Below are 20,215 nucleotides of genomic sequence, written 5' to 3' on the forward strand. Positions count from 1 at the left end.
TCGCGCTCGCGGCCATGTCGGCTCGCGTCCGCGACGACGGCCGCGTCACCGTGCTCGGCGACTATCGGGGAATGAATAATGGCCGTTGACGTGTCCTACTCCCTGGTCCAGCAGGGGAACACCGAGTTTCTTTCCTTCGGCACATCGGCCAATGCGGATGTGGTCGGTTATGCCGATGGCGGCTTTGCCGTCGTGGCGGATTTCCCCGGCACTGCCGAGTCGACCCTCGTCACTTACAGCAGCCTCGGCAACCCGAGCGGCCAGTTCTTCCTCGACATGCTCGATCCGGCGGTGTCCCGGCTCGGTAATGGCGACGTCGTCATGGCGGCGGCGACCACGACGGACATCCAGGTCCTGATCGGCGAGGCGAACGGCGGCGCCATCGTCACCAGCGGTTCCATCAGCTTCTCGGGCGGCAGCGCCACGGACGTCGCCGGCCTCAAGGACGGCAGCAACCGCTATGTCGTCGCAAACCAGATCGAATTCGGCGGCTCGGACCGCGACATCCGGGTGACCATCGTCGACGGCATCAGCGTCGTCCTCAGTTTCCAGGTCGACGCCTCGACGGCCGATGACCGGGCCCCCAGCATCGCCGCCCTGAACGACGGCGGCTTTGCCGTCGCCTGGGAGCGTCATGCCGGCGCCGAGACCGAGGTCTGGTACGCGGTCTACGAAGCCGGCGGCGCCGTCCGCAAGGCGCCGACGCTGCTCGATACCGATGGCACGATCAACCAGCATCCCAGCGTCACCGCGCTGGCCTCGGGCGGCTTTGTCGTTGCCTATGAGGACAACGAGTTTTTCGGCCAGCCCATCGGCATCAATCACCTGCAATTCTCGGCCGCAGGCGATGCCGTGGCCAGCTATCTCGGCGGGTCGATCTTCGCCGACAGCACCGATCCCAGTGCCACCACCCTGTCCAACGGCCTGCTGCTGACCAGCTTCACGGCGGCGGGGAACATCAGGGCCAGCCTCTTCGATCCGGCGGCTGGAAACCCGTTCCTGACCGATCTCGTCGATCCCTTCGTGATCGCGGGCAGCGGGGATGCCGAAACCCAGTCCGCCGTCTCCGCCCTGAACCTTGCGCGTGTCGTCGCGACCTACAAGTTGAACGACACTTTCATTGCCGAAGCCGTCTTCCAGCTGGAACGCACCACCTCGGGCGACGGGGATGCCAATGTGCTTGCGGGCGACGAGGCGGTCGACCGCATGTTCGGCGGCGGTGGCAACGACACGCTGGACGGCGGCGCCAACAATGACCGGCTCGACGGTCAGGCCGGCGCCGACACGATGACCGGCGGCACGGGCGACGACGAATATGGCGTCGACGATGCCGGCGATGTGGTCGTCGAGGTTTCGGGCGGCGGCGACGATACGGTCAGGAGCGCCATCGACTACACGCTAGGCGCCAATCTGGAGCGTCTGATCCTGGAGGGCGGCGCCCTCGAGGGCATTGGCAACAGCCTGGCCAACGCCATCACCGGCAATGCCCTGGCCAATATCCTCAATGGCGGGCGCGGCGCCGACACCATGTCCGGCGGCAGCGGCAACGACATCTATGTCGTCGACAACCTGGGAGACCAGGTCGTCGAGGGCGCCGGCGAGGGCATCGACCTCGTGCAGAGCTCGGCCACCCACACGCTTTCCGCCAATGTCGAGAACCTGCGCCTGACCGGCACTGCCTCGACGACCGGCACGGGTAACGCGCTCGATAACGGCATGACCGGCAACACCGCCGCCAACCGCCTGTTCGGCCTGGCCGGCATCGACACGATCGGCGGCGGGGCCGGCAACGACACGCTCGAGGGCGGCGACGACGACGACGTTCTTTCGGGTGACGCGGGCGACGACACGCTGCTGGGGCAGGCCGGCAACGATACGCTCGATGGCGGCACCGGCAACGACAGCATGCGCGGCGGCACCGGCGACGACATCTACATCGTGGATTCGGTCGGCGATACGATCACCGAGGCCGGCGGCGGCGGCTTCGACACGGTGCGCAGCACCGTCAGCTTCACCCTGGGGAGCGGCCTGGACACCCTGGAACTGGTCACCAGCCAGGCGGTGGACGGCACCGGCAACAGCCTTGCCAACACCATCACCGGCGGCGCCGGCGCCAATGTCCTGTCGGGCCTGGGCGGGGCCGACGCGCTGATCGGCAATTCGGGCAGCGATACGCTGGACGGCGGCACGGGTGCCGACACGATGACAGGCAATGCCGGCAACGACACCTATGTGGTCGACAATGCGGGCGACGCCGTCATCGAAGGGGCGAGCGGCGGCACCGACACGACCCGCGCCGGCATCAGCTACACCCTCACCGCCAATGTCGAAAACCTGGTGCAGACCGGCGCCGGCAACATCGCCGGCACGGGCAACAGCCTGGCCAACAGCCTCACCGGCAACAGCGGCGCCAACGCCTTGAACGGCGCCGACGGCAAGGACACGATCGACGGCAGGGCCGGGGCGGACACCCTCACCGGCGGGGCCGGCAACGACGTGTTCGTCTTCGAGGCGGAGCAGGCGAACGGCGATACGGTGATCGATTTCGACGGCAACGGCGCCTCGGCCGGGGACAGCCTGCGTTTCACCGGCTACGGCACGGCCGAGGATGGCGCTCTCTTCATCCAGCTCAATGCCACGCAATGGCTGATCGTCTCCTTCGGCGGCGGCATCCAGGACACCATCACTTTCGCCAACGCCGCCGCCATCCACGCCAGCGACTTCGTCTTCGTCTAAGTGTCCGCCGCCAAACGGGGACCACCCCTTGCGGCGGGGGTCAATCAGGATTAATCGATTCCGTAACGGCGTGCGTCGTTGCGGTGTCGGATCACCGGGCAACCCGTCGCGTAAAGCTCAACTATCGCGCGACCCGCGCTGACACCTTCCGCCGAATGCCCTCGGAAAGCGCCCAGCCGAACCATCGTGCGTGTTCAATTCGGGGGAAATCATGACCAGATTCATGGCACTGGGGCTCGGCGCCCTGGTTTCTTTCGCCGTCGCCGCGGCCGGCTCGGCCGCCGGCGCGCAGGAGGCCGGTAAACCGATCCTGAGCGGGATGGTCGCCGAGAACGACCCGCCGGTCCAACTGGTGCGCGACGCCTTGACCTCGTTCCAGCGAACCCACGGCCGCTGGCCGTCCAGCCTCGACGAGCTGGCCGCCTATGCCGGCGAGCGCGGTCACCCGATCGACTTCGCCGCCTTCTCGGCAACCCGCTATGCGGTGCAGCAGGCCAATGGCGCCTTGGTTGCCCTGTTCGAGTTCACGGCGGCCGGCTCGAACGCCAGCGGCGCCTTCGCCGTCGCCGTCTACGATATCCGTTGAAGGAGGCCGCCATGCGCATCGGCAAATTCGGGCGCTTCAGCGCGCCCTTGTTCGCGGCGACTGTCCTCGCCAGCTGCATCGAACCGCCGGCCTCGCCACCGGCGCCACCCCCACCGCCGCCGCCCCCGGCGGTCGAAGCGCCGCCGGCCAAGCCGCTGAACCTGGACGCGGTGGACAAGGCGGTCTCGAAGGCTTCCAGCGATACCGGCGGCACCACGATCTACACCAATGTCTTCAACTTGTCGGGCGGCAGCTGCGTGGAGGCCTCGACCCGGCGCGGCCAGGCGATCGCCAACAATCTCCAGACCCTGAAGAACAATGGCGACATTCCGGCCGACCACACCATCAAAGTCTATACCTACAGCGGTTACCGCGTGCCCGGCTTTGCCGACGCCAGCATCCACACCTACACGGTGACGCAGATTCAGGGGCCGAACGGCAGGCCCGTGGCGACCTGGATCTCCGACAACTACCTGGGCCCCAATTCGGTGACCCGGAAGCCGGGCGACGGCGGTTACAGCGACTGGACCGATACCATGACCCAGGACGTGACGCCGCCCACGCCCGGCGGCGGCCCGCCACCCCGGCGGGACGGCGGCGGGGGTGGCGGTGGGGGCGGCGGCGGTGGGGGCGGCGGTGACTGACCCCGTCCCGCCTCCTGCCTTCACCCGCCGGGCGGCACTGAAAGCGGCGGCTGGCCTTGGCGCCACGGCCCTGGGCCTGGGGGGAGCGGCCCGCAGCCTTGCCGGGGCCGCCCGCCCCGCCTGTACGTGCCGGGCTACCGGACGGCGCAAGCGGCGGAGGACGGCCGCCTGATCGTCGATCTGCCGGGCGTGTCCCGGGTGCCCGCGGGCTGGACCGGGCCGCGCACGCTGTTGTCGGTGGTCGACCTGGCCTTCCCGAGGCACCGCCGAAACGGGCGGCGTTTCCGGTGCGCGGGCATGGCGTCACCCTGATGCCGGCGGCTGGCGTGGGCATCCTCGCCGGCATGGAAGGCGACACGGTCGTCAGCTTCGACCTGGAGACCCTCGACCTTGTCGCCATGGTGCGTCCGGCCCGGCCCGGCTGGCTCTTCGGCGGCCATCCGATCCCCCTGCCCGACGGCCGCCACGTCGCCGTCGCCGAGCGTGCGCCAGCCGATCCGGCCACGGGCGACACCGGCGCCGACCTCGCCCGCCTTGCCGGCCGGGTGGTCATCCGCGATGCCGCCTCGCTGGCCCCGGTTAGCGATTTTTCGAGCTATGGCCTGCGGCCGCACGACATGCAGGTGACGGGCGACCACCGCCATCTGGTGATCGCCAACTACGGCAGTACCGTCGCCGCCGATGCGGTGGCAGGCCAGCCGGTCATCCCCCACGTGGTCGCCCCCTGCGCGACGATCGTCGAGCTGTCGTCCGGCCGGCTGGTCGATCGCATCGCCGGCGCCGATCCGGCCGTCGAGTTGCGTCACCTGGTGGCGCCCTCGCTCGACCGCATCTTCGGGGTGACGGCCAGGGTGGTTCCGGCCGCCCCCGGCGCGGGCAGCGAGCGCGACCCCGCCGCCGAGCCGGGCCTCGACTATGCCCCGGCCCTGCCACTGAAAATCGTCGGCCGCCAGGCCCGCCCGCTGATGGCCGATCAGGCGGACCTGGCCCGCCACGGCCTCTCGATCGCCGCCAATCCGGCCGCCGACGAAATCCTCGTCACCTTCCCTGCCCGCCATCTGATCGCGGTTTTCGACGGCGCGACCGGCAACACCAGGAAGCTCATCCGCACCGATGCGCTGGGCCTGCATTGGCCCTGCGGCCTGGCCCTGTCGCCCGACGGCGGCAGTTGGTACGTTACCGGTTACTGGGAGGGCATCATGACCCTGCGCGCCGACAACCATGCCCTGGCGGGGATTGCCGCCCTGCCCGCCTGGTGGGGCCACAGCCACATGGTGGTGGCCGGCGCCTGAGCGCCGGTCAGGCCGTCCGGGCCACGATGATGCGGACCAGCGAGCGGCCGTTGGGCCGGTGGCTTTGCACATCACCGAAACCGGCCCGGCGGAGGTGAGCGACGGCATCGGCATCGGTGGCAAAATGAATGGCAGCCCCGCTGCGGGAGATGACGCGCAGCCCCGCAGCCCCCGCCCTGGCCACCAGCCGCATCAGCGCCCGGTCCGGCACGGGGTAGGTTTCGGTCAGATAGGTGCCGGCCGGGAAGTGCTTCAGCGCGGCTACCAGGCGGCGCCAGAATCCGTCTGCGACAGGCAGCTGGAAATAGTTCATCAGGCCTTCGGTGATGACGGCGATCGGCCGGCCTCGGTCGAAGGCGGCGGCCAGCACCGCCTCCAGGCTGTGCTGACCCTCGGCCGCCAGGATGTCGATCGGCACCACCTTGTGTTCGGGCGACAGGCCTTCGACCTTGGCGAGCAGGGCCGATTTGGTCGCGGCCATCCGGGGCAGGTCGGCCTCGACATAGCGGATGCCCGGATGGCTTTGCGAGAAGCGATAGCCGCGGGCGGACAGGCCGCAGGCGATCTCCAACACCTGGGTTGCCGGCGCGCCGTCGAGGATCTCGCCCAGCAGCCGGTCCATGGTGGTGTGGCGCTCGACCAGCATGGCGTGCAGGTTGGTGCCCAGCAGCACCCTGCCCGCCCGTTCCGCCGGCGCCATGGCGCGGTACATGGCCTCGCCGGCACCGGTCTTCAGTTGCGGCAGGGAGAGCCCGTGTTCCTGCCAGGTCTGCGCCGTGTAGTGCGCCGTGAAACTGATCGACGAACTGTCCACCCTTGCTCTCCCCGGGTCTGTTGCGGCCGCTGCCGAAGGCCATCAAGCTAAAGCCAACAAGCCCGGGAGCCCAGGATGATCGATCACGTTTCCATCGCGGTCAGCGACCTTGCCAGGAGCACCGCCTTCTACGAGCAGGTGCTGGCGCCGCTGGGCCTCACGCTGATGGTTCCCTTCGAGGACAGGTCGGGCTTCGGCAAGCGCTATCCCGAATTCTGGCTGAACCTGCGGCCGGGCCTTGCCCCGGTGCCGCGCGACACCGGCATCCACATCTGCCTGCGCGCGCCCTCGGACGAGGCGGTCAGCGCGTTCCACGCCGCGGCGCTGGCGAATGGCGGCGCCGATGCGGGCGAGCCCGGCCCGCGGCTAGCCGCCATGACCACCTATTTCGGCGCCTTCATCTTCGACCCCGACGGCAACAAGCTGGAAGCCGTGTGCTTCCCGAAGGCCGAATGACATGGCGGGACCATGCCGATAATCTAGCGCCATGTCCGAGTCCGATCCCGCCAAGGCCCTGGCCGACCTTCTCGCCCTGATGGCGCGCCTGCGCGATCCCAAGGACGGTTGTCCGTGGGATGCGGTGCAGACGTTCGAAACCATCGCGCCCTATACGATCGAGGAGGCCTATGAGGTGGCCGACGCGATCACCCGGGGCGACATGGGCGAGCTCAAGGAAGAATTGGGCGACCTGCTGTTCCAGGTCGTCTTCCATGCCCGCATGGCGCAGGAGGCCGGGCATTTCGCGTTCGCCGACGTGGCCCAGGCGATCACCGCCAAGATGGTCGCCCGCCACCCGCACGTCTACGGCGACGCGCAAGCCCACGATGCCGCCCTGTGGGAGGAGCGCAAGGCGGCGGAGCGGGCGGCAAAATCCAAGGGCGGCCTGCTGGACGATGTCCCCCTGGCCCTGCCCGCCCTGCTGCGCGCGGTGAAACTGCAGAAGCGGGCCGCCCGCATCGGCTTCGACTGGCCCGACCTCGTCCCCGTCCTCGACAAGCTCGAGGAGGAGATCCAGGAGCTGAAGGCCGAGATCGCCGCCAAGGCGCCGGTCGCGCGCCTGGAGGACGAGTTGGGCGACGTGCTGTTCGTCATCGCCAACGTGGCGCGGCACTTAGGCGTGGAGCCGGAATCCGCCCTGCGCTCGACCAATGCCAAGTTCGAGCGGCGCTTCCGCCATATCGAGATGCGCCTGGCCGAACAGGGCCTGGCCGGGCGCCAGGCCCTCGACCTGCTCGACGCCCTGTGGGACGAGGCCAAGGCCGAGGAACGCAAGGCCGCGGAATAGGCCGCCTAAGCGAAGATGAAATCGGCGCTGGTCAGGTTGGCCGGCAGGAAGTTCTCCAGCCGCACGGAATCCCCGGCCGTGTTGAAGGTGATCAGCGTATCGCTGTCGCCGTGGTATTCGCCGCCGGCCGCGGTCATTTCCGCCAGGGAGTGATAGCCGAAGCCGGAGACGTCGATCTTGTCGTGACCATCCGTGAAGTCGAAGATCTTGTCGCGGCCCGAGCCGGCCGCGAAGGTGAAGACATCGTTGCCGCCGCCGCCGGTGAACTCGTCCGCCCGGATGCCGCCGGTGATGCGGTCGGCGCCCGAACCGCCGGTGATGGTGAAGATCTTGATCCGGCTGAGGTGCAGGGTGCCGTCGCCGCCATTGACCGAGACGTCGAGAACGGTGCTGCCCACGCGCGTGAAGACGACGGGTGTCGTATAGGCCGAAAGATCGATGATCCCGTGGTCGCTGCCGCCGCCGCCGTCCCAGGAATGATGGCCGGTGGGCAGTTGCATGAAGGTGATGTCGTCATCTCCCGCACCGGTGCGCAGGCGCAGCACCTCGATATTGGTGAAGCTGGTGCCACCGACCAGGTGATTGACGATCCCCGCACCGAACTGGACGGAGAGGATTACATCCTCGACGCTCGCGGAAACGTCGAGATCCAGTTCCTCCCTGCCCGTACCGCCGTCGATCGTATCGCCAAGGTCCGTACCGAAGGAAAAGCCGTCGTCCCCGGCACCGCCGTTCAGCACATCGGCCCCGCCTTCGCCGTCGAGCGAATCGCCGCCGTCGCCGCCGTTCAGCACATCGTCGCCGTTGCCGCCGCGCAGCAGATCGCCGCCGCCGCGGCCCTCGATCACATCGTTGCCGGCATAGCCCAGCAGGTAATCGCCGGCATTACTGCCGATCAGGGTATCGTCGCCGCCATGGCCGTGCAGCCAGATCGTACTGGCAGAAAGGTGACCGTCGAGGTAATCGTCGCCGGAGCCGGTTTCGAGATAGAGGCCGTCGAAGTTCTTGAACGTGGTTCCGTCCTGCAACTGGTTCAACTTGCCTGACGCGGGGTTGTAGACCAGGGTCAGGTCGATGGTGACATTCCAGCGGTAGAGCTCCAGAAAATTGCCGCCGCGGCCGCCGTTGAGCACGTCGACGCCGCCGATATCGTGGATCAGGTCGTCGCCGTCGCCGCCGTTGATGTTGTTGTCGCCGCCATAGTCGGAAATGAAATCGCCGCCACCCCCGCCATTGATAATGCTGCCACTGCCCTCGACCCGGATATCGTCGCCGTACCTGGTACCGGTCAGGGTAACGGCCTCGATGCCCACGAGCTGGGTCACCTCCTCGTTGCCGATATAGCCGATGCCGCTTTCGAAATAGAGGCCGGCGCTGGCCTGCCCGTAGTTGAGGATGGCGCGGTCGAAGCCGTCGCCCCCGTCGTAGATGTCGCGGCCGCCCCGGCCATCCAGCACGTCGTCCCCCGCCCCGCCGAAAAGCTGATCGTCCCGCGTGCCGCCGATGATGGTATTGTTCAGGTCGTTGCCGGTGAAGAAGCGGTTGCCCGACTTCGTGGCCGTCAGGTTTTCGACGTTTGCGCCCAGCGTATAGGTCAGCAGGCTGGTCTTGACGGTGTCGACGCCGGTGCTCGTCTCGTTTACGGTGTCGCCGGCATTGTCGACGATGTAGATGTCGTCGCCGCTGGCGCCGTAGAGCGCATCGGCCCCCTTGCCGCCGTCCAGCGTATCGTCGCCGGAGAGGCCGCGGAGGATGTCGTCGCCATCCGTGCCGGTCAGGAGATCGTCATCCCCGGTTCCATTGATCACGGCCATCACACGTTCCCCCGAACACGGCGCGCCCCGGCGCAACCAAGGCGCGATACTATAATCACAAGAGGTGCCCGAGGACAGAAGAACCAGAAGAGCCTGGATCACGTCGACGCTTGACGACCGGCGAAAAGAGTTCTTATTTTGTTCCTAACGGAGGAAGCCGAGATGAAACTCTATTACGCGCCCCACTCCCGCGCCGTCAGCATCCTGTGGCTGCTGGAGGAAATCGGCCAACCCTACGAGCTGGCCCGGGTCGACATCCGCAGCGGCGACGTGGGCGCCGCCTACCGGCAGGTCAATCCGATGGGCAAGGTGCCGGCGCTGGAGGACGGGGATTTGCGCATGGCCGAGGGGGCGGCGATCGCAACCTACCTGGGCGACCGCTTTCCGCAAGCGGGCCTCGCCCCGGCCATGGGCGATCCGGCGCGCGGGCGCTATCTGCAATGGCTGTTCTTTGCCGCCGGCTGTATCGAGCCGGCGATCGCCGAGAAGCTCCACGGCTGGGCGCCGGACCGCCTGCGGCACGCCTGGGGCGATTTCGACAGCGTCATCGCCACCTTGGACAAGGCCGTCGCGGCCGGCCCCTGGCTGCTGGGCGACCGCTTCACCACCGCCGACGTGATGATCGGCATGGGCGTTCACTGGGGCCTCATGTTCGGCGGCTTCCCCAAGGGCGGTGCGATCGAGGCCTATCACGGCCGCCTGGCCGCCCGTCCCGCCCTGCAACGGGCCCTGGCGATCGACGAGCGCGAAGCCCAGGCCGCCTGACCCCATGGCCGTGATCAGGCATATAAGCACCCGGTTGCTGGACGTCGCTTATGAAGAACATGGCCCGGCCGACGGCAATCCGGTCCTGCTGCTCCATGGTTTTCCCTATGATCCGCGCTGCTACGACCGGGTGGCGGCGGCCCTGGCCGCGCAGGACTACCGGGTGATCGTGCCCTACCTGCGCGGCTATGGGCCGACCCGCTTCCTGTCGGGCGACACGATGCGCTCGGGCCAGCAGGCGGCCCTGGCGCAGGACCTGCTGGATCTGATGGATGCGCTGTCGATCTCGCGCGCGGCGCTGGCGGGCTACGACTGGGGCGGCCGGGCGGCCTGCATCGTCGCCGCGCTGTGGCCGCAGCGGGTGCGCTGCCTGGTCACCGGCGACGGCTACAATATCCAGGATATCGCCGGCTTTGCCGTGCCGGCGGCGCCGGAGACCGAGCATCGCAACTGGTATCAATACTATTTCCACACGCCCCGGGGCGCGGCCGGCCTGGCAGCAAACCGCTTCGCGTTGGGCAGGCTGCTGTGGCAACTCTGGTCGCCGTCCTGGCGCTTCGACGAGGCGACCTATGCCCGCACCGCGGCCGCCTTCGACAATCCCGATTTCGTCGATATCGTGATCCACTCCTATCGCCACCGCTATGGTTACGCGCCGGGCGACCCGGCGCTCGAAGATATCGAGCGTGCCCTGGCGCGCGGGCCGATGATCACCGTACCGACGATTTCCCTGTGCGGCGCCGATGACGGCGTCTCCCCGCCCAGCGCGGCGGACGAGGATGCCGCGCATTTTTCCGGTCGCTACAAGCGGCGCCTGCTGCCCGGCATCGGCCACAACATCCCGCAGGAAGCCCCCGAGGCGGTGGTCAAGGCCCTGCTCGACCTGATGGCGCCGGCCTGATCAGCCCTGCCGGCGTTTCTCGAAACGGCCGCGGTCGGCGGGGTCGAGGCCGACGGTCAAGTGCGCGATGCCGTCGCGATCGTCACGGGCGATGACTTCGCCATTGGCGTAGAGCCAGGCGATGGCAGCGCCGTCGGCGAGGTCGACGGCCAGTTCGATGAACTCGCGCTGGCGGCCCAGTTTCTCGTCGAGCAGGGCCAGCAGGCGATCGGTCCCCTCGCCCGTCAGGGCCGACAGAGGCAGGACCTCGGGAATGCGCTGGGCCCGGTTGCTCAGGCGCAGCCGCTCCTCCTCGCCGAGCAGGTCGATCTTGTTCAAGACCTCGATCATGCGCTCGTCGACCTGGGGCTGATCGACGCCCAGGTCGTCCAGCACCGCCATCACGTCGGCCTTCTGGGCCTCGCTTTCGGGATGCGCCACGTCACGCACATGGACGATGATGTCGGCCTCCAGCACCTCCTCCAGGGTCGCGCGGAAGGCGGCGACCAGATGGGTCGGCAGGTCCGAGACGAAGCCCACAGTGTCCGACAGGATGATCTGCCGGCCGCTGGGCAGCCTGATCCCGCGCATGGTGGGATCGAGGGTCGCGAACAGCAGGTCGGCCGCCAGCACCTCCGCCTTGGTCAGGCGGTTGAACAGCGACGACTTGCCGGCATTGGTGTAACCGACCAGGGCCACGATGGGGTTGGGTACCTTGCGGCGGCTGCGGCGGTGCAGCTCGCGCGTCCGCGTAACGCCTTCCAGCTCGCGCTTCAGGCGCACGATCTTCTCGCCGATGATGCGCCGGTCGGTCTCGATCTGGGTCTCGCCGGGGCCACCCAGGAAGCCGGCGCCGCCGCGCTGGCGCTCCAGGTGGGTCCAGGAGCGGACCAGCCGGCCCTTCTGATAGCTCAAATGCGCCAGTTCGACCTGCAGCCGGCCCTCGCGGGTGGCGGCCCGCTCGCCGAAGATCTCCAGGATCAGGCCGGTGCGGTCGATGACCTTGGTCTTGAGCTCGCGCTCCAGGTTGCGCTGCTGCACCGGCGACAGCGCGCAGTTCATCACCACGACATCGATAGGGTCGAGTTCGACCAGCAGCCTGATCTCGTCGACCTTGCCCGAGCCCAGCCAGGTCGCCGGGCGGATACGGTCGACCGAAGCCTCGATGGCATCGACCACCTGCAACGAAATCGCCGCGGTCAGGCCCACCGCCTCGGCCAGGCGGGCGGCGGGCAGGCGCATGGAAGCACCGCCCGGCTCGTCGGAAGCCGGGGCGCCGCGAAGATAGGGATGAACGACGATCGCCCGCCCCGATCCGCCTTCGGCCGGACGGGCCGGGGACGGAACCGGGGGCTTTTGCGGTTCGCTCAATGGTCGCGCGCGGCCTCGGTGCTGGGCGTTTGCGGGTCGAACAACTGGATCGGCGCTGCCGGCATCACCGTCGAAATCGCATGCTTGTAGACAAGCTGGATATGACCGTCACGGCGCAGCAGGACGCAGAAATTGTCGAACCAGGTGATAACGCCCTGAAGCTTCACGCCGTTGACCAGGAATACGGTGACCGGTGTCTTGTTCTTACGGACGTAGTTCAGAAACACGTCCTGAACATTTTGAGAGCGCTCGGACATAGCAAAACCTTCTTCTTCTTGTTGCGTCTGATTTTATTTTCGACGCCTCGGCCACCCGCGCGAGGTGACCATAAACACGGCAGCGACACACACACTTTGCTGCACTGCACAATTATATCGCAGGGGAAGTTTTCAATCGCAAGGAAAATCGGCGGCCAAGGAACAAACGCCGCACAGGGCCGAAATCCTGTGCGGCGCGCACCCACATATAGGGTTAGCGGTGGCAATACAACACCAAGGGAGGCGATGGCGCCTGGCGATCAGCGTGTCCAGTGCCAGCCGATCAGGGCGACGGGCAGGCCCAGGGCCGCCCAAGACAGGGCATCGAACGCCCCATCCCCGATCAGGGCCGAGAGCAGCCCCGCCGCGCTGACGAGGCCGATCGCGGTGGGCACGCGAAAAATGCGGCTGGCGGTCACGATGGGCGCCCCTCCGCCCCTGGCATCGAGCGGCTGAGCTCGGCCAGGCGCGATTCGATGGACGAGGTCCGCCGCCGGCCCAGCCACAGATAGAGGCCACTGCCCAGGACGATGATGGTCACGAGGTCGAGCAAGGCCCAGACGATCTTCAAGGGCAGGCCGCCATAGTCGCCGAAATGCAGGGGCTGCGAGATGAACAGGGCCTGCACGTACCAGGGCATCTCGCGCATGTCGGTCAGGGCGCCGGTCCCGGCGTCGATCAGGGCCGGCTTCAGCAGCTTGCTGGTCAGCGGCGTGTTGCCGGTCATGAACACGGCATAGTGATGCCTGCTGGAGAACGGCGTCCCCGGGAAGGCGACGAAGGACGGCACCATGTCGGGCGCGGCGGCCCTGGTGGTGCCGACGGCGGCATCGACCGAGCCCAGGCGCGCCAGCGGCGGCGCATTGGCATAGGGCGCCGTCATCTCGGCCAGTTGGCCCATCTGCCACAGGGCGCGGATCGGCGTGGCCAGGGTGTTGATCACGCCGGTGAGGCCCACCACCATCACCCAGACGATCGTGACGATGCCCAGCAGGTTGTGCAGGTCCAGCCATTTGACCCGGGTGCTGCGCCTCTTGCGCACGGTGCCGAACTCGAGCTTGCGCATGAACGGGCCATAGACCACCACGCCGGAGACGATCGAGGCCGCCAGCAGCAGGCCCATGAGCCCTAGGAACAGCTCCCCGGGCAGGCCGGTGAACATGTCGACATGCAGGCGGAACAGGAAATACATGACGCCCTCGGTGAACTTGGGCGTCGCCAGCCTGTCGCCGGTGCGCGCATCGAAGGCCAGGAACCGCGCTTCGTCCGGTGCCGCGTCGACCGTGCGGGCGGTGGTCAGGTAGATGATCGGCTCGTGATCGTCGAAGCCCAGGTACAAGGCAACGTCGCCCTTGTGCGCTGCCAGCCCGGCCGCGACCACCCGGTCGAGGTCGGCTGGTCCTGCGACCGCGACCGCCTCGGGCACTTCGATCGCATTGCCCGTAATCTCATCGATCTCGTGATAGAAGATCAGCGGCAGGCCGGTGAGGCACAGCATCAGCAGGAAGACGGTCGAGATCAGGCTGGTCCACTTGTGCACCAGGTACCAGGTCTTGACGGTTTTGGCCGTAAGCATGCGTGCTACCCATCAGTGATCCGCTCGATCGCCCAGGGCAATCGTCCGACCAGATACCGATGTTGTTAATGCGAATCAATATTAATATTGATCGTGTTACAGGATCATACAGACCGGCGGATGTGATCCAGATAGAGGGCGCGCAGGGTCAGCGCGACGCTGCCCGCCGCGCCATTGCCGATGGCCGCCTCGTCGATCCGCACCACGGGGGTCACGAAGGCGGTGGCGCTGGTGATGAAGGCTTCGCGGGCGGCCTTGGCCTCGGCGACGGTGAAGGACCGCTCGACAATCGTGATGCCCGCCGCCCTGGCCGCGGCCATCAGGCTGGCGCGGGTAATGCCCGGCAGGATCGCGTTGGAGAGGCTGCGGGTGATCACCCGGCCCTCGGCGTCGACGATCCAGGCGTTGGTCGAGCTGCCCTCGGTGACATGGCCTTGCGCATCGACCAGCCAGGCCTCGTAGGCGCCGGCCTCCCGCGCCGCCTGCTTGGCCAGGACATTGGGCAGCAGGGCCACGGTCTTGATGTCGCAGCGGCCCCATCGGATGTCGGGCATGGTCATGACCGCCACCCCCTGCCCCGCCTTGGCCTCCAGCGCCGCCAGGTTGACCGGCCTGGCGGTCATGACCAGCGACGGCCCTGCCTGGGCGGGAAAGGCGTGGTCGCGCCGGGCGACGCCGCGCGATATCTGCAGATAGACCAGGCCGTCGCGCAGCCGGTTGCGGCGAACGATCTCGCGCATCACGAAGGTCAGCGGCCGGCGCGCCATGGGGGCTGCGATCCGCAACTCGCGCAGCGAGCGCTCCAGCCGGTCGAGATGGCCGTCGAGGTCGACCAGCCGGCCGTCCAGCACCGCCGCCACCTCGTAGACGCCGTCGGCGAAATGGAAGGCACGGTCGTCGATCGAGACCCGGGCCTGGTCGTGCGCCACATAGCGGCCGTTGACATAGGCGATGCGCGACATGGGACTAGATGCCGTTCTGGCCGCGATCGTTGACCGCGATGCCCAGCGACTTGAGCTTGCGGTGCAATGCCGAGCGTTCCATGCCGATGAAGGCGGCGGTGCGGCTGATGTTGTTGCCGAAGCGCGCCACCTGGGCCAGCAGATAGTCCCGCTCGAACGCTTCCCGCGCCTCGCGCAGGGGTAGCGCCATGATCACCTCACCGCCGTCAGCGCGCAAGGTGGCCGGGCCCGAGCCGCCCACTTCGGCCGGCAGCATGTCGGCGCTGATCGCCTCCTCGGCATCGTCGGTGGCCAGGATCAGCAGGCGCTCGCAGACATTGCGCAACTGGCGGACGTTGCCCGGCCATTCATAGGCCTGCATCACCGCCATCGCCTCGTTCGAGATGGCGCGCGGCGGAATGCCGTTGGACTGGCTGATGCGGGCGATGAAATGGGCGCAGAGGTCGGGAATGTCCTCGCGCCGGTCGGCCAGGCGCGGCACGCGGATCGGCACCACGCTGAGGCGGTGGAACAGATCCTCGCGGAAGCGGCCGCCGGCGATTTCCGACAGAAGATCGCGGGAGGAGGCGCTGACCACGCGCACATCGACCTGCACCCGGCTGCGCCCGCCGACCCGCTCGAAGGTCTGGTCGACCAGCACGCGCAGGATCTTGGCCTGGGTCTCCAGCGGCATTTCCGCCACCTCGTCCAGGAACAGGGTCCCGCCATGAGCCTCCTCGAACAGGCCGACGCGGGCCTGGCCGTCGGCACTGGCCGCGGCTTCGACGCCGAACAGTTCAGCCTCCATGCGCTCGGGCGCCATGGTCGCGGCGTTGATCACGGCAAAGGGCCCCTCGGCCCGCCGCGACATGCGGTGGAGCAGGCGCGCCGCGACTTCCTTGCCGGCCCCGGGCGGCCCCATGATCATGACCCGGCTGCCCATCGGCGCCGACTTCTCGAGCATGGCACGCACGGCGTTCATCGCCGAGGAACGGCCGACCATTTCATCATCGAGCTGCGAGCGCGCCTTCAGCGCCCGGTTCTCGCGCTTGAGCTGGGCCGCCTCGATCGCCCGCTGGACCAGCAGGAGCAGCCGGTCGGCCTTGAACGGCTTCTCGATGAAATCATAGGCCCCGCGCTTGATGGCGCCGACCGCGGTTTCGATCGTGCCGTGGCCTGAGATCATGACCACCGGCATGTCGGGGTGGGCACGCTTGATCTTGTCCAGGATCTCGAGCCCGTCCATCCGGCTGCCCTGCAGCCAGATGTCGAGAATGACCAGGGACGGCAGGCGGGCATCGATCGCGGCAAAGGCTTCGTCCGCGTTGCCCGCGGTGCGGGTGGCATAGCCTTCGTCGCCCAGGATGCCGGCGACGAGATCGCGGATATCCGCCTCGTCATCGATCACCAGTACTTCACGAGCCATGCGCGAGCCTCACTTCCGCTTGTGTTACCGCTTCCGCGACGCCGCGCCGCCATGGGAAGCTCAACGTCACGACCGCGCCACCGCCGGGATTGTCCCCCAGGGCGATGGTGCCGCCGTGTTCTTCGAGAATTTTGCGCACGATCGCCAGGCCCAGGCCGGTGCCCTTGGTCCTGGTCGTCACATAGGGTTCGGTCAGGCGGTCGCGCTCGCCCACTGGAAGGCCGCGGCCATTGTCCCTGATCTCGATCCGGATCATGCCGTCCTCGAGCCCCAGGCTGGTGACCACCTTGCCCGGCTCCAGCGGCACCCCGTCGGGATCGGGCGTGCGCCCGTCGATCGCCTCGGCTGCGTTCTTCAGCACGTTGGTCAAGGCCTGGCCCAGTTGGCGCGAATCGATCAGCGCCGATATCGGCTCGGCGGGCACCTGGGTCTCGAACTGGATGCCCGGCGCCGCGACATGGCGCAGGAACACGGCCTGGCGAACCTGCTCGCCCACATCCTCCATGTGGAACACGGCGGTCGGCATCCGGGCAAAGGCCGAGAATTCATCGACCATGCGCCCGATATCGCCGACCTGGCGGATGATCGTGTCCGTGCATTGGGTGAACACTTCCGGGTCGGTCGCGATCTCGCGGCCGTACTTGCGCTTCAGCCGTTCGGCGGACAGTTGAATGGGCGTCAGCGGGTTCTTGATCTCGTGGGCGATGCGCCGCGCGATATCGGCCCAGGCCGCCGTGCGCTGGGCCGAGACCAGGTCGGTAACGTCGTCGAAGGTCACGACGAAGCCGCGCACGGCGCGGCCGGTCTGCTCGCCCACCACCCGCACCATGAAGTGGCGGGTGGCGCCGCCCCGGGTCAGGTTGACCTGGGCCTGGACGGCGCGATCGGGCCGCTGCCGGGCTTCGGCCAGCAGGCCGGCCATCTCGGGCACCACGTCGTCGATGATCTCGCCCACCAGGTGTTCGGCCGACAGGCCCAGAAGCTCCAGGGCCGAGCGGTTGGGCAGGGTGATCCGGCCCTGGGTGTCGACGCCGATCACGCCGGCGGAGACGCCGGCCAGCACCGCCTCGGTGAAGCGGCTACGCTCGTCGAGTTCGCGGTTGGCATCGCGCAGGGCGCCGTGCTGGGCCTCGATCTGTCCTGCCATGCGGTTGAAGGCGCGGCCCAGCGAGGCCAGTTCGTCGTCCGAGGTGCCGGTGGTGACACGGGCCGCAAGGTCGCCCTCGCGCAGCCGCTCGGTCGCGCCGAACAGCCTGCCCACCGGCTCGACCAGTCGTGTGGCCACCCACAGGCCCAGGAGGACGGCCGCCAGCAGGATCAGCAGGCCGACCAGCACGAAGACGATGGCGAAATTGAGCTGAATGCCCCAGCGCCGCTTCTGCAACTCGTTGTATTCGGCCACCGCCGCCTGGGTGCGCTCGACATAGGCGATCACGCGGGGGTCCACGAAGCGGCCGACGTAGAGATAGGCATCGAGAAAGGAATCGAGCCGCACCAGCGCGCGCACGCGGTCGTCCTCGGTGGTGATGATCACCACCTCGCCCTGGTTCGCCTTTTCCAAAGCCTCGGTGGGCAGGCGATCGAACTCCATGCCGAAGCTCAGCGCGGTGCGCGCCTGCACGCGGCCCGACGCGTCGATGACGATCGCCTCGGCCAGACCGCGCACGGCGGACTGGGATTCCAGCATGCGGTTGAAACGATCCGGGTTGCTGTCGAGGACGCTGCCGTTGCGATTGATGTCGTTGGCCATGGCGCGGATGACCGCTTCGATGCTCTTGCGGTGCTCCTCGACATAGGCCTGGGCGATGGTCTGCGAGTCCTGCACCGCGTTCAGCACCCGGTCGCTGAACCAGGTCTCGACGATCAGGTTGAAGAACAGGGCCGAGGCGACGCCCAGAAAGATCGTCGGCACCGCTGCGATGGCGCCGAACAGGGCAACGATACGGACATGCAGCTTGGCCCCGGCGAGCCCCGAGCGCCGCGCCCACCACAGGCGGACGACGCGGATCGCGACCAGGACGGTCAAGGCCAGGACCAGGACCAGGTCCAGCAGCAAAAGCGGGATGATCAGCGCGGTATGGCCGTCCTGGACGGAGGGGTCGCGCAAGGCCAAGTAGGTTGCCGTCCCCGAAGCCGCCGCCAGCAGCACGACGGTGATCACCAGCCCGCGGCTGATGTGGCTCCGGCTGATCCAGGCTTCCAGGCGAGCGGCGCGACCGACGCGGGAATTCTCGACAGACTCGGTCAAACACGGGCTCCCTTGATCCGGAGGACCGCGCCCGCCCGACGGCCTGCGCGCTGGTTGTCTTCGGATTCGCTCTGCTGTGGTCAGAATACCACAGCGTGTCGCGATTGCATCACTTGATGCTGCGGAGGACCTGAATGTCCAGATCGCGGATCTTCTTGCGCAGGGTATTGCGGTTCAAACCCAGCAGTTCCGCGGCGCGGATCTGGTTACCCCGGGTCGACGACAGGCTGATCTCGATCAGCGGCCGTTCAACCTCGCGCAGGATGCGGTCATAGAGCCCGGCCGGCGGCAGGCCGTCGTCGTGGGCGGCGAAATAACGGGCCAGGTGACGCTCGACCGCAACCGACAGGCTGACCGGCTCGTCACCGCCGCCGGTGCGGAACTGGATTTCCGGCTCGACCAGTTCGGTCTTCACCACGTCGAGGCCGATGATTTCCTCGGCATAGAGTGCCGCCAGGCGACGCACCAGGTTTTCCAGTTCGCGCACGTTGCCCGGCCAGCGGTAGCGCTTGAGGAATTCCATCGCCTCGCCGTCGATCAGCTTGGCCGGAAGGCCCTGCGCGATCGACTGGTTCAGGAAGTGGCGGGTCAGGTCGGGGATGTCTTCCGAACGCTCGCGCAGCGGCGGCAGGCGCAGCGGCACGACGTTGAGGCGATAGAACAGGTCTTCGCGGAACAGGCCCTGGTGGACCAGTTGGCGCAGGTCGCGGTGGGTGGCCGAGACGATGCGGACATCGGTCTTGATCGGGCTGCGCCCGCCCACGGTGGTGTATTCGCCTTGCTGGAGGACGCGCAGCAGGCGGGTCTGCGCCTCCAGCGGCATGTCGCCGATTTCGTCGAGGAACAGGGTGCCGCCTTCGGCCTGCTGGAAGCGACCGACGCTGCGCGCCGCCGCCCCGGTGAAGGCACCCTTCTCGTGGCCGAACAATTCGCTTTCGATCAGCTCGCGCGGGATCGCCGCCATGTTGATCGCCACGAACGGGCCGTTGCGCCGCTTGCCGTAGTGATGCAGGGCATGGGCGACCAGTTCCTTGCCGGTGCCGGACTCGCCGGTGATCATCACGGTCAGGTCCGTGCTCATCAGGCGGGCCAGGACGCGGTAGATTTCCTGCATCGCCGGCGAACGCCCGATCAGGGGCACCTTGTCGTCGCCGTCGCCCAGCGGGTTTTCCTGCTCGACGGCGGAGCGCGGCAGGGTCAGCGCCCGCTGCACCACCGTCGTCAGTTCCTTCAGGTCGAAGGGCTTGGGCAGATATTCATAGGCGCCGCGTTCGGCCGCCTTGACCGCGGTCATCAGCGTGTTGTGCGCCGACATGACGATGATCGGCAGTTCCGGCCGCAGCCGCTTGATGCGCGGCAAGAGGTCGAGGCCGTTCTCGTCGGGCATCATCACGTCGGTGATGACCAGGTCCCCTTCCCCGCCCGAGACCCAGCGCCACAGGGTGGCAGCATTGCCGGTGGTGCGGACATGGTAGCCCAGCCGGCCGATGGCACGGTCCAGCACCTCCCGGATCGCGCGGTCGTCGTCGGCGATCAGGATGGTCGGCGTATTGCCGTCGGTCACTCCAGGGACAGGCATC

Annotated in this window: 18 protein-coding genes; 8 read left to right on the top strand and 10 right to left on the bottom strand. The window is 67.8% G+C overall.

Annotated features, from left to right (window positions below; genetic code table 11):
- Positions 1-78 precede the first annotated feature (78 nt).
- The 4 genes from D3874_RS10410 (at position 79) to D3874_RS10425 (ending at position 5,258) form a co-directional block, all read left to right on the top strand.
- Entirely contained in the window at positions 79-2,736 is a 2,658-nt protein-coding gene (locus D3874_RS10410) for a calcium-binding protein (protein WP_119778025.1), read from the top strand.
- Between the two features lie 211 nt (positions 2,737-2,947).
- Positions 2,948-3,322 (top strand): hypothetical protein, encoded by a 375-nt coding sequence (locus D3874_RS10415; protein ID WP_147385616.1) that lies wholly within the window; start codon positions 2,948-2,950, stop codon positions 3,320-3,322.
- 11 nt (positions 3,323-3,333) lie between these two features.
- Positions 3,334-3,966 carry a hypothetical protein gene (locus D3874_RS28495; RefSeq protein ID WP_158595932.1) on the top strand — a complete coding sequence of 211 codons (633 nt, stop codon included), beginning with the start codon at positions 3,334-3,336 and terminating at the stop codon, positions 3,964-3,966.
- Positions 3,967-4,253: 287 nt separating this feature from the next.
- Positions 4,254-5,258 (top strand): DUF1513 domain-containing protein, encoded by a 1,005-nt coding sequence (locus D3874_RS10425; protein WP_119778028.1) that lies wholly within the window; start codon positions 4,254-4,256, stop codon positions 5,256-5,258.
- Between the two features lie 7 nt (positions 5,259-5,265).
- Here D3874_RS10425 and D3874_RS10430 read toward each other — a convergent pair whose 3' ends face one another.
- Positions 5,266-6,072, bottom strand: a complete 807-nt coding sequence (locus D3874_RS10430) for a class I SAM-dependent methyltransferase (protein WP_119778029.1) — start codon at positions 6,070-6,072, stop codon at positions 5,266-5,268.
- 75 nt (positions 6,073-6,147) lie between these two features.
- On the opposite strand from D3874_RS10430, the gene D3874_RS10435 reads away from it, so the two are divergent.
- Positions 6,148-6,528 carry a VOC family protein gene (locus D3874_RS10435; protein WP_119778030.1) on the top strand — a complete coding sequence of 127 codons (381 nt, stop codon included), beginning with the start codon at positions 6,148-6,150 and terminating at the stop codon, positions 6,526-6,528.
- 31 nt (positions 6,529-6,559) lie between these two features.
- The gene (gene mazG, locus D3874_RS10440; protein ID WP_119778031.1) at positions 6,560-7,357 is read left to right on the top strand and encodes a nucleoside triphosphate pyrophosphohydrolase; all 798 of its coding nucleotides are present in this window, start codon (positions 6,560-6,562) and stop codon (positions 7,355-7,357) included.
- A 5-nt stretch (positions 7,358-7,362) separates the two neighbouring features.
- Here mazG and D3874_RS10445 read toward each other — a convergent pair whose 3' ends face one another.
- Positions 7,363-9,171, bottom strand: a complete 1,809-nt coding sequence (locus D3874_RS10445) for a calcium-binding protein (RefSeq protein WP_119778032.1) — start codon at positions 9,169-9,171, stop codon at positions 7,363-7,365.
- 162 nt (positions 9,172-9,333) lie between these two features.
- On the opposite strand from D3874_RS10445, the gene D3874_RS10450 reads away from it, so the two are divergent.
- Positions 9,334-9,936 (top strand): glutathione S-transferase family protein, encoded by a 603-nt coding sequence (locus D3874_RS10450; protein WP_119778033.1) that lies wholly within the window; start codon positions 9,334-9,336, stop codon positions 9,934-9,936.
- A gap of 34 nt (positions 9,937-9,970) precedes the next feature.
- Positions 9,971-10,837, top strand: coding sequence for an alpha/beta fold hydrolase (locus tag D3874_RS10455; RefSeq protein ID WP_233559903.1), 867 nt, complete (start codon positions 9,971-9,973; stop codon positions 10,835-10,837).
- On the opposite strand, the gene hflX is transcribed toward D3874_RS10455, so the two are convergent.
- The 8 genes from hflX to ntrC all read right to left on the bottom strand — a co-directional run bounded on the left by hflX (position 10,838) and on the right by ntrC (position 20,214).
- Positions 10,838-12,118 carry a GTPase HflX gene (hflX, locus tag D3874_RS10460; RefSeq protein WP_456306443.1) on the bottom strand — a complete coding sequence of 427 codons (1,281 nt, stop codon included), beginning with the start codon at positions 12,116-12,118 and terminating at the stop codon, positions 10,838-10,840. It abuts the gene before it with no gap.
- Between the two features lie 65 nt (positions 12,119-12,183).
- Positions 12,184-12,444, bottom strand: a complete 261-nt coding sequence (gene hfq, locus D3874_RS10465) for an RNA chaperone Hfq (protein WP_119778036.1) — start codon at positions 12,442-12,444, stop codon at positions 12,184-12,186.
- Positions 12,445-12,704: 260 nt separating this feature from the next.
- Positions 12,705-12,863 carry a hypothetical protein gene (locus D3874_RS29235; protein WP_199699337.1) on the bottom strand — a complete coding sequence of 53 codons (159 nt, stop codon included), beginning with the start codon at positions 12,861-12,863 and terminating at the stop codon, positions 12,705-12,707.
- Positions 12,860-14,020 carry a PepSY-associated TM helix domain-containing protein gene (locus D3874_RS10475; RefSeq protein ID WP_119778038.1) on the bottom strand — a complete coding sequence of 387 codons (1,161 nt, stop codon included), beginning with the start codon at positions 14,018-14,020 and terminating at the stop codon, positions 12,860-12,862. The genes D3874_RS29235 and D3874_RS10475 overlap by 4 nt, the downstream gene beginning before the upstream one ends.
- Positions 14,021-14,124: 104 nt before the next feature.
- The gene (locus tag D3874_RS10480; RefSeq protein ID WP_119778039.1) at positions 14,125-14,982 is read right to left on the bottom strand and encodes a D-amino-acid transaminase; all 858 of its coding nucleotides are present in this window, start codon (positions 14,980-14,982) and stop codon (positions 14,125-14,127) included.
- Positions 14,983-14,986: 4 nt separating this feature from the next.
- Positions 14,987-16,387, bottom strand: a complete 1,401-nt coding sequence (gene ntrX, locus D3874_RS10485) for a nitrogen assimilation response regulator NtrX (RefSeq protein WP_119778040.1) — start codon at positions 16,385-16,387, stop codon at positions 14,987-14,989.
- Positions 16,377-18,635 carry a sensor histidine kinase NtrY-like gene (locus D3874_RS10490; RefSeq protein ID WP_119778041.1) on the bottom strand — a complete coding sequence of 753 codons (2,259 nt, stop codon included), beginning with the start codon at positions 18,633-18,635 and terminating at the stop codon, positions 16,377-16,379. Before D3874_RS10490 ends, ntrX begins: the two co-directional genes overlap by 11 nt.
- Before the next feature lie 109 nt (positions 18,636-18,744).
- On the bottom strand, positions 18,745-20,214 hold the full coding sequence (gene ntrC, locus D3874_RS10495) for a nitrogen regulation protein NR(I) (protein WP_119778042.1): 1,470 nt from the start codon (positions 20,212-20,214) through the stop codon (positions 18,745-18,747).
- Position 20,215: the final 1 nt, after the last annotated feature.

It is taken from the genome of Oleomonas cavernae, from assembly GCF_003590945.1.
Lineage (GTDB): Bacteria > Pseudomonadota > Alphaproteobacteria > Zavarziniales > Zavarziniaceae > Zavarzinia > Zavarzinia cavernae.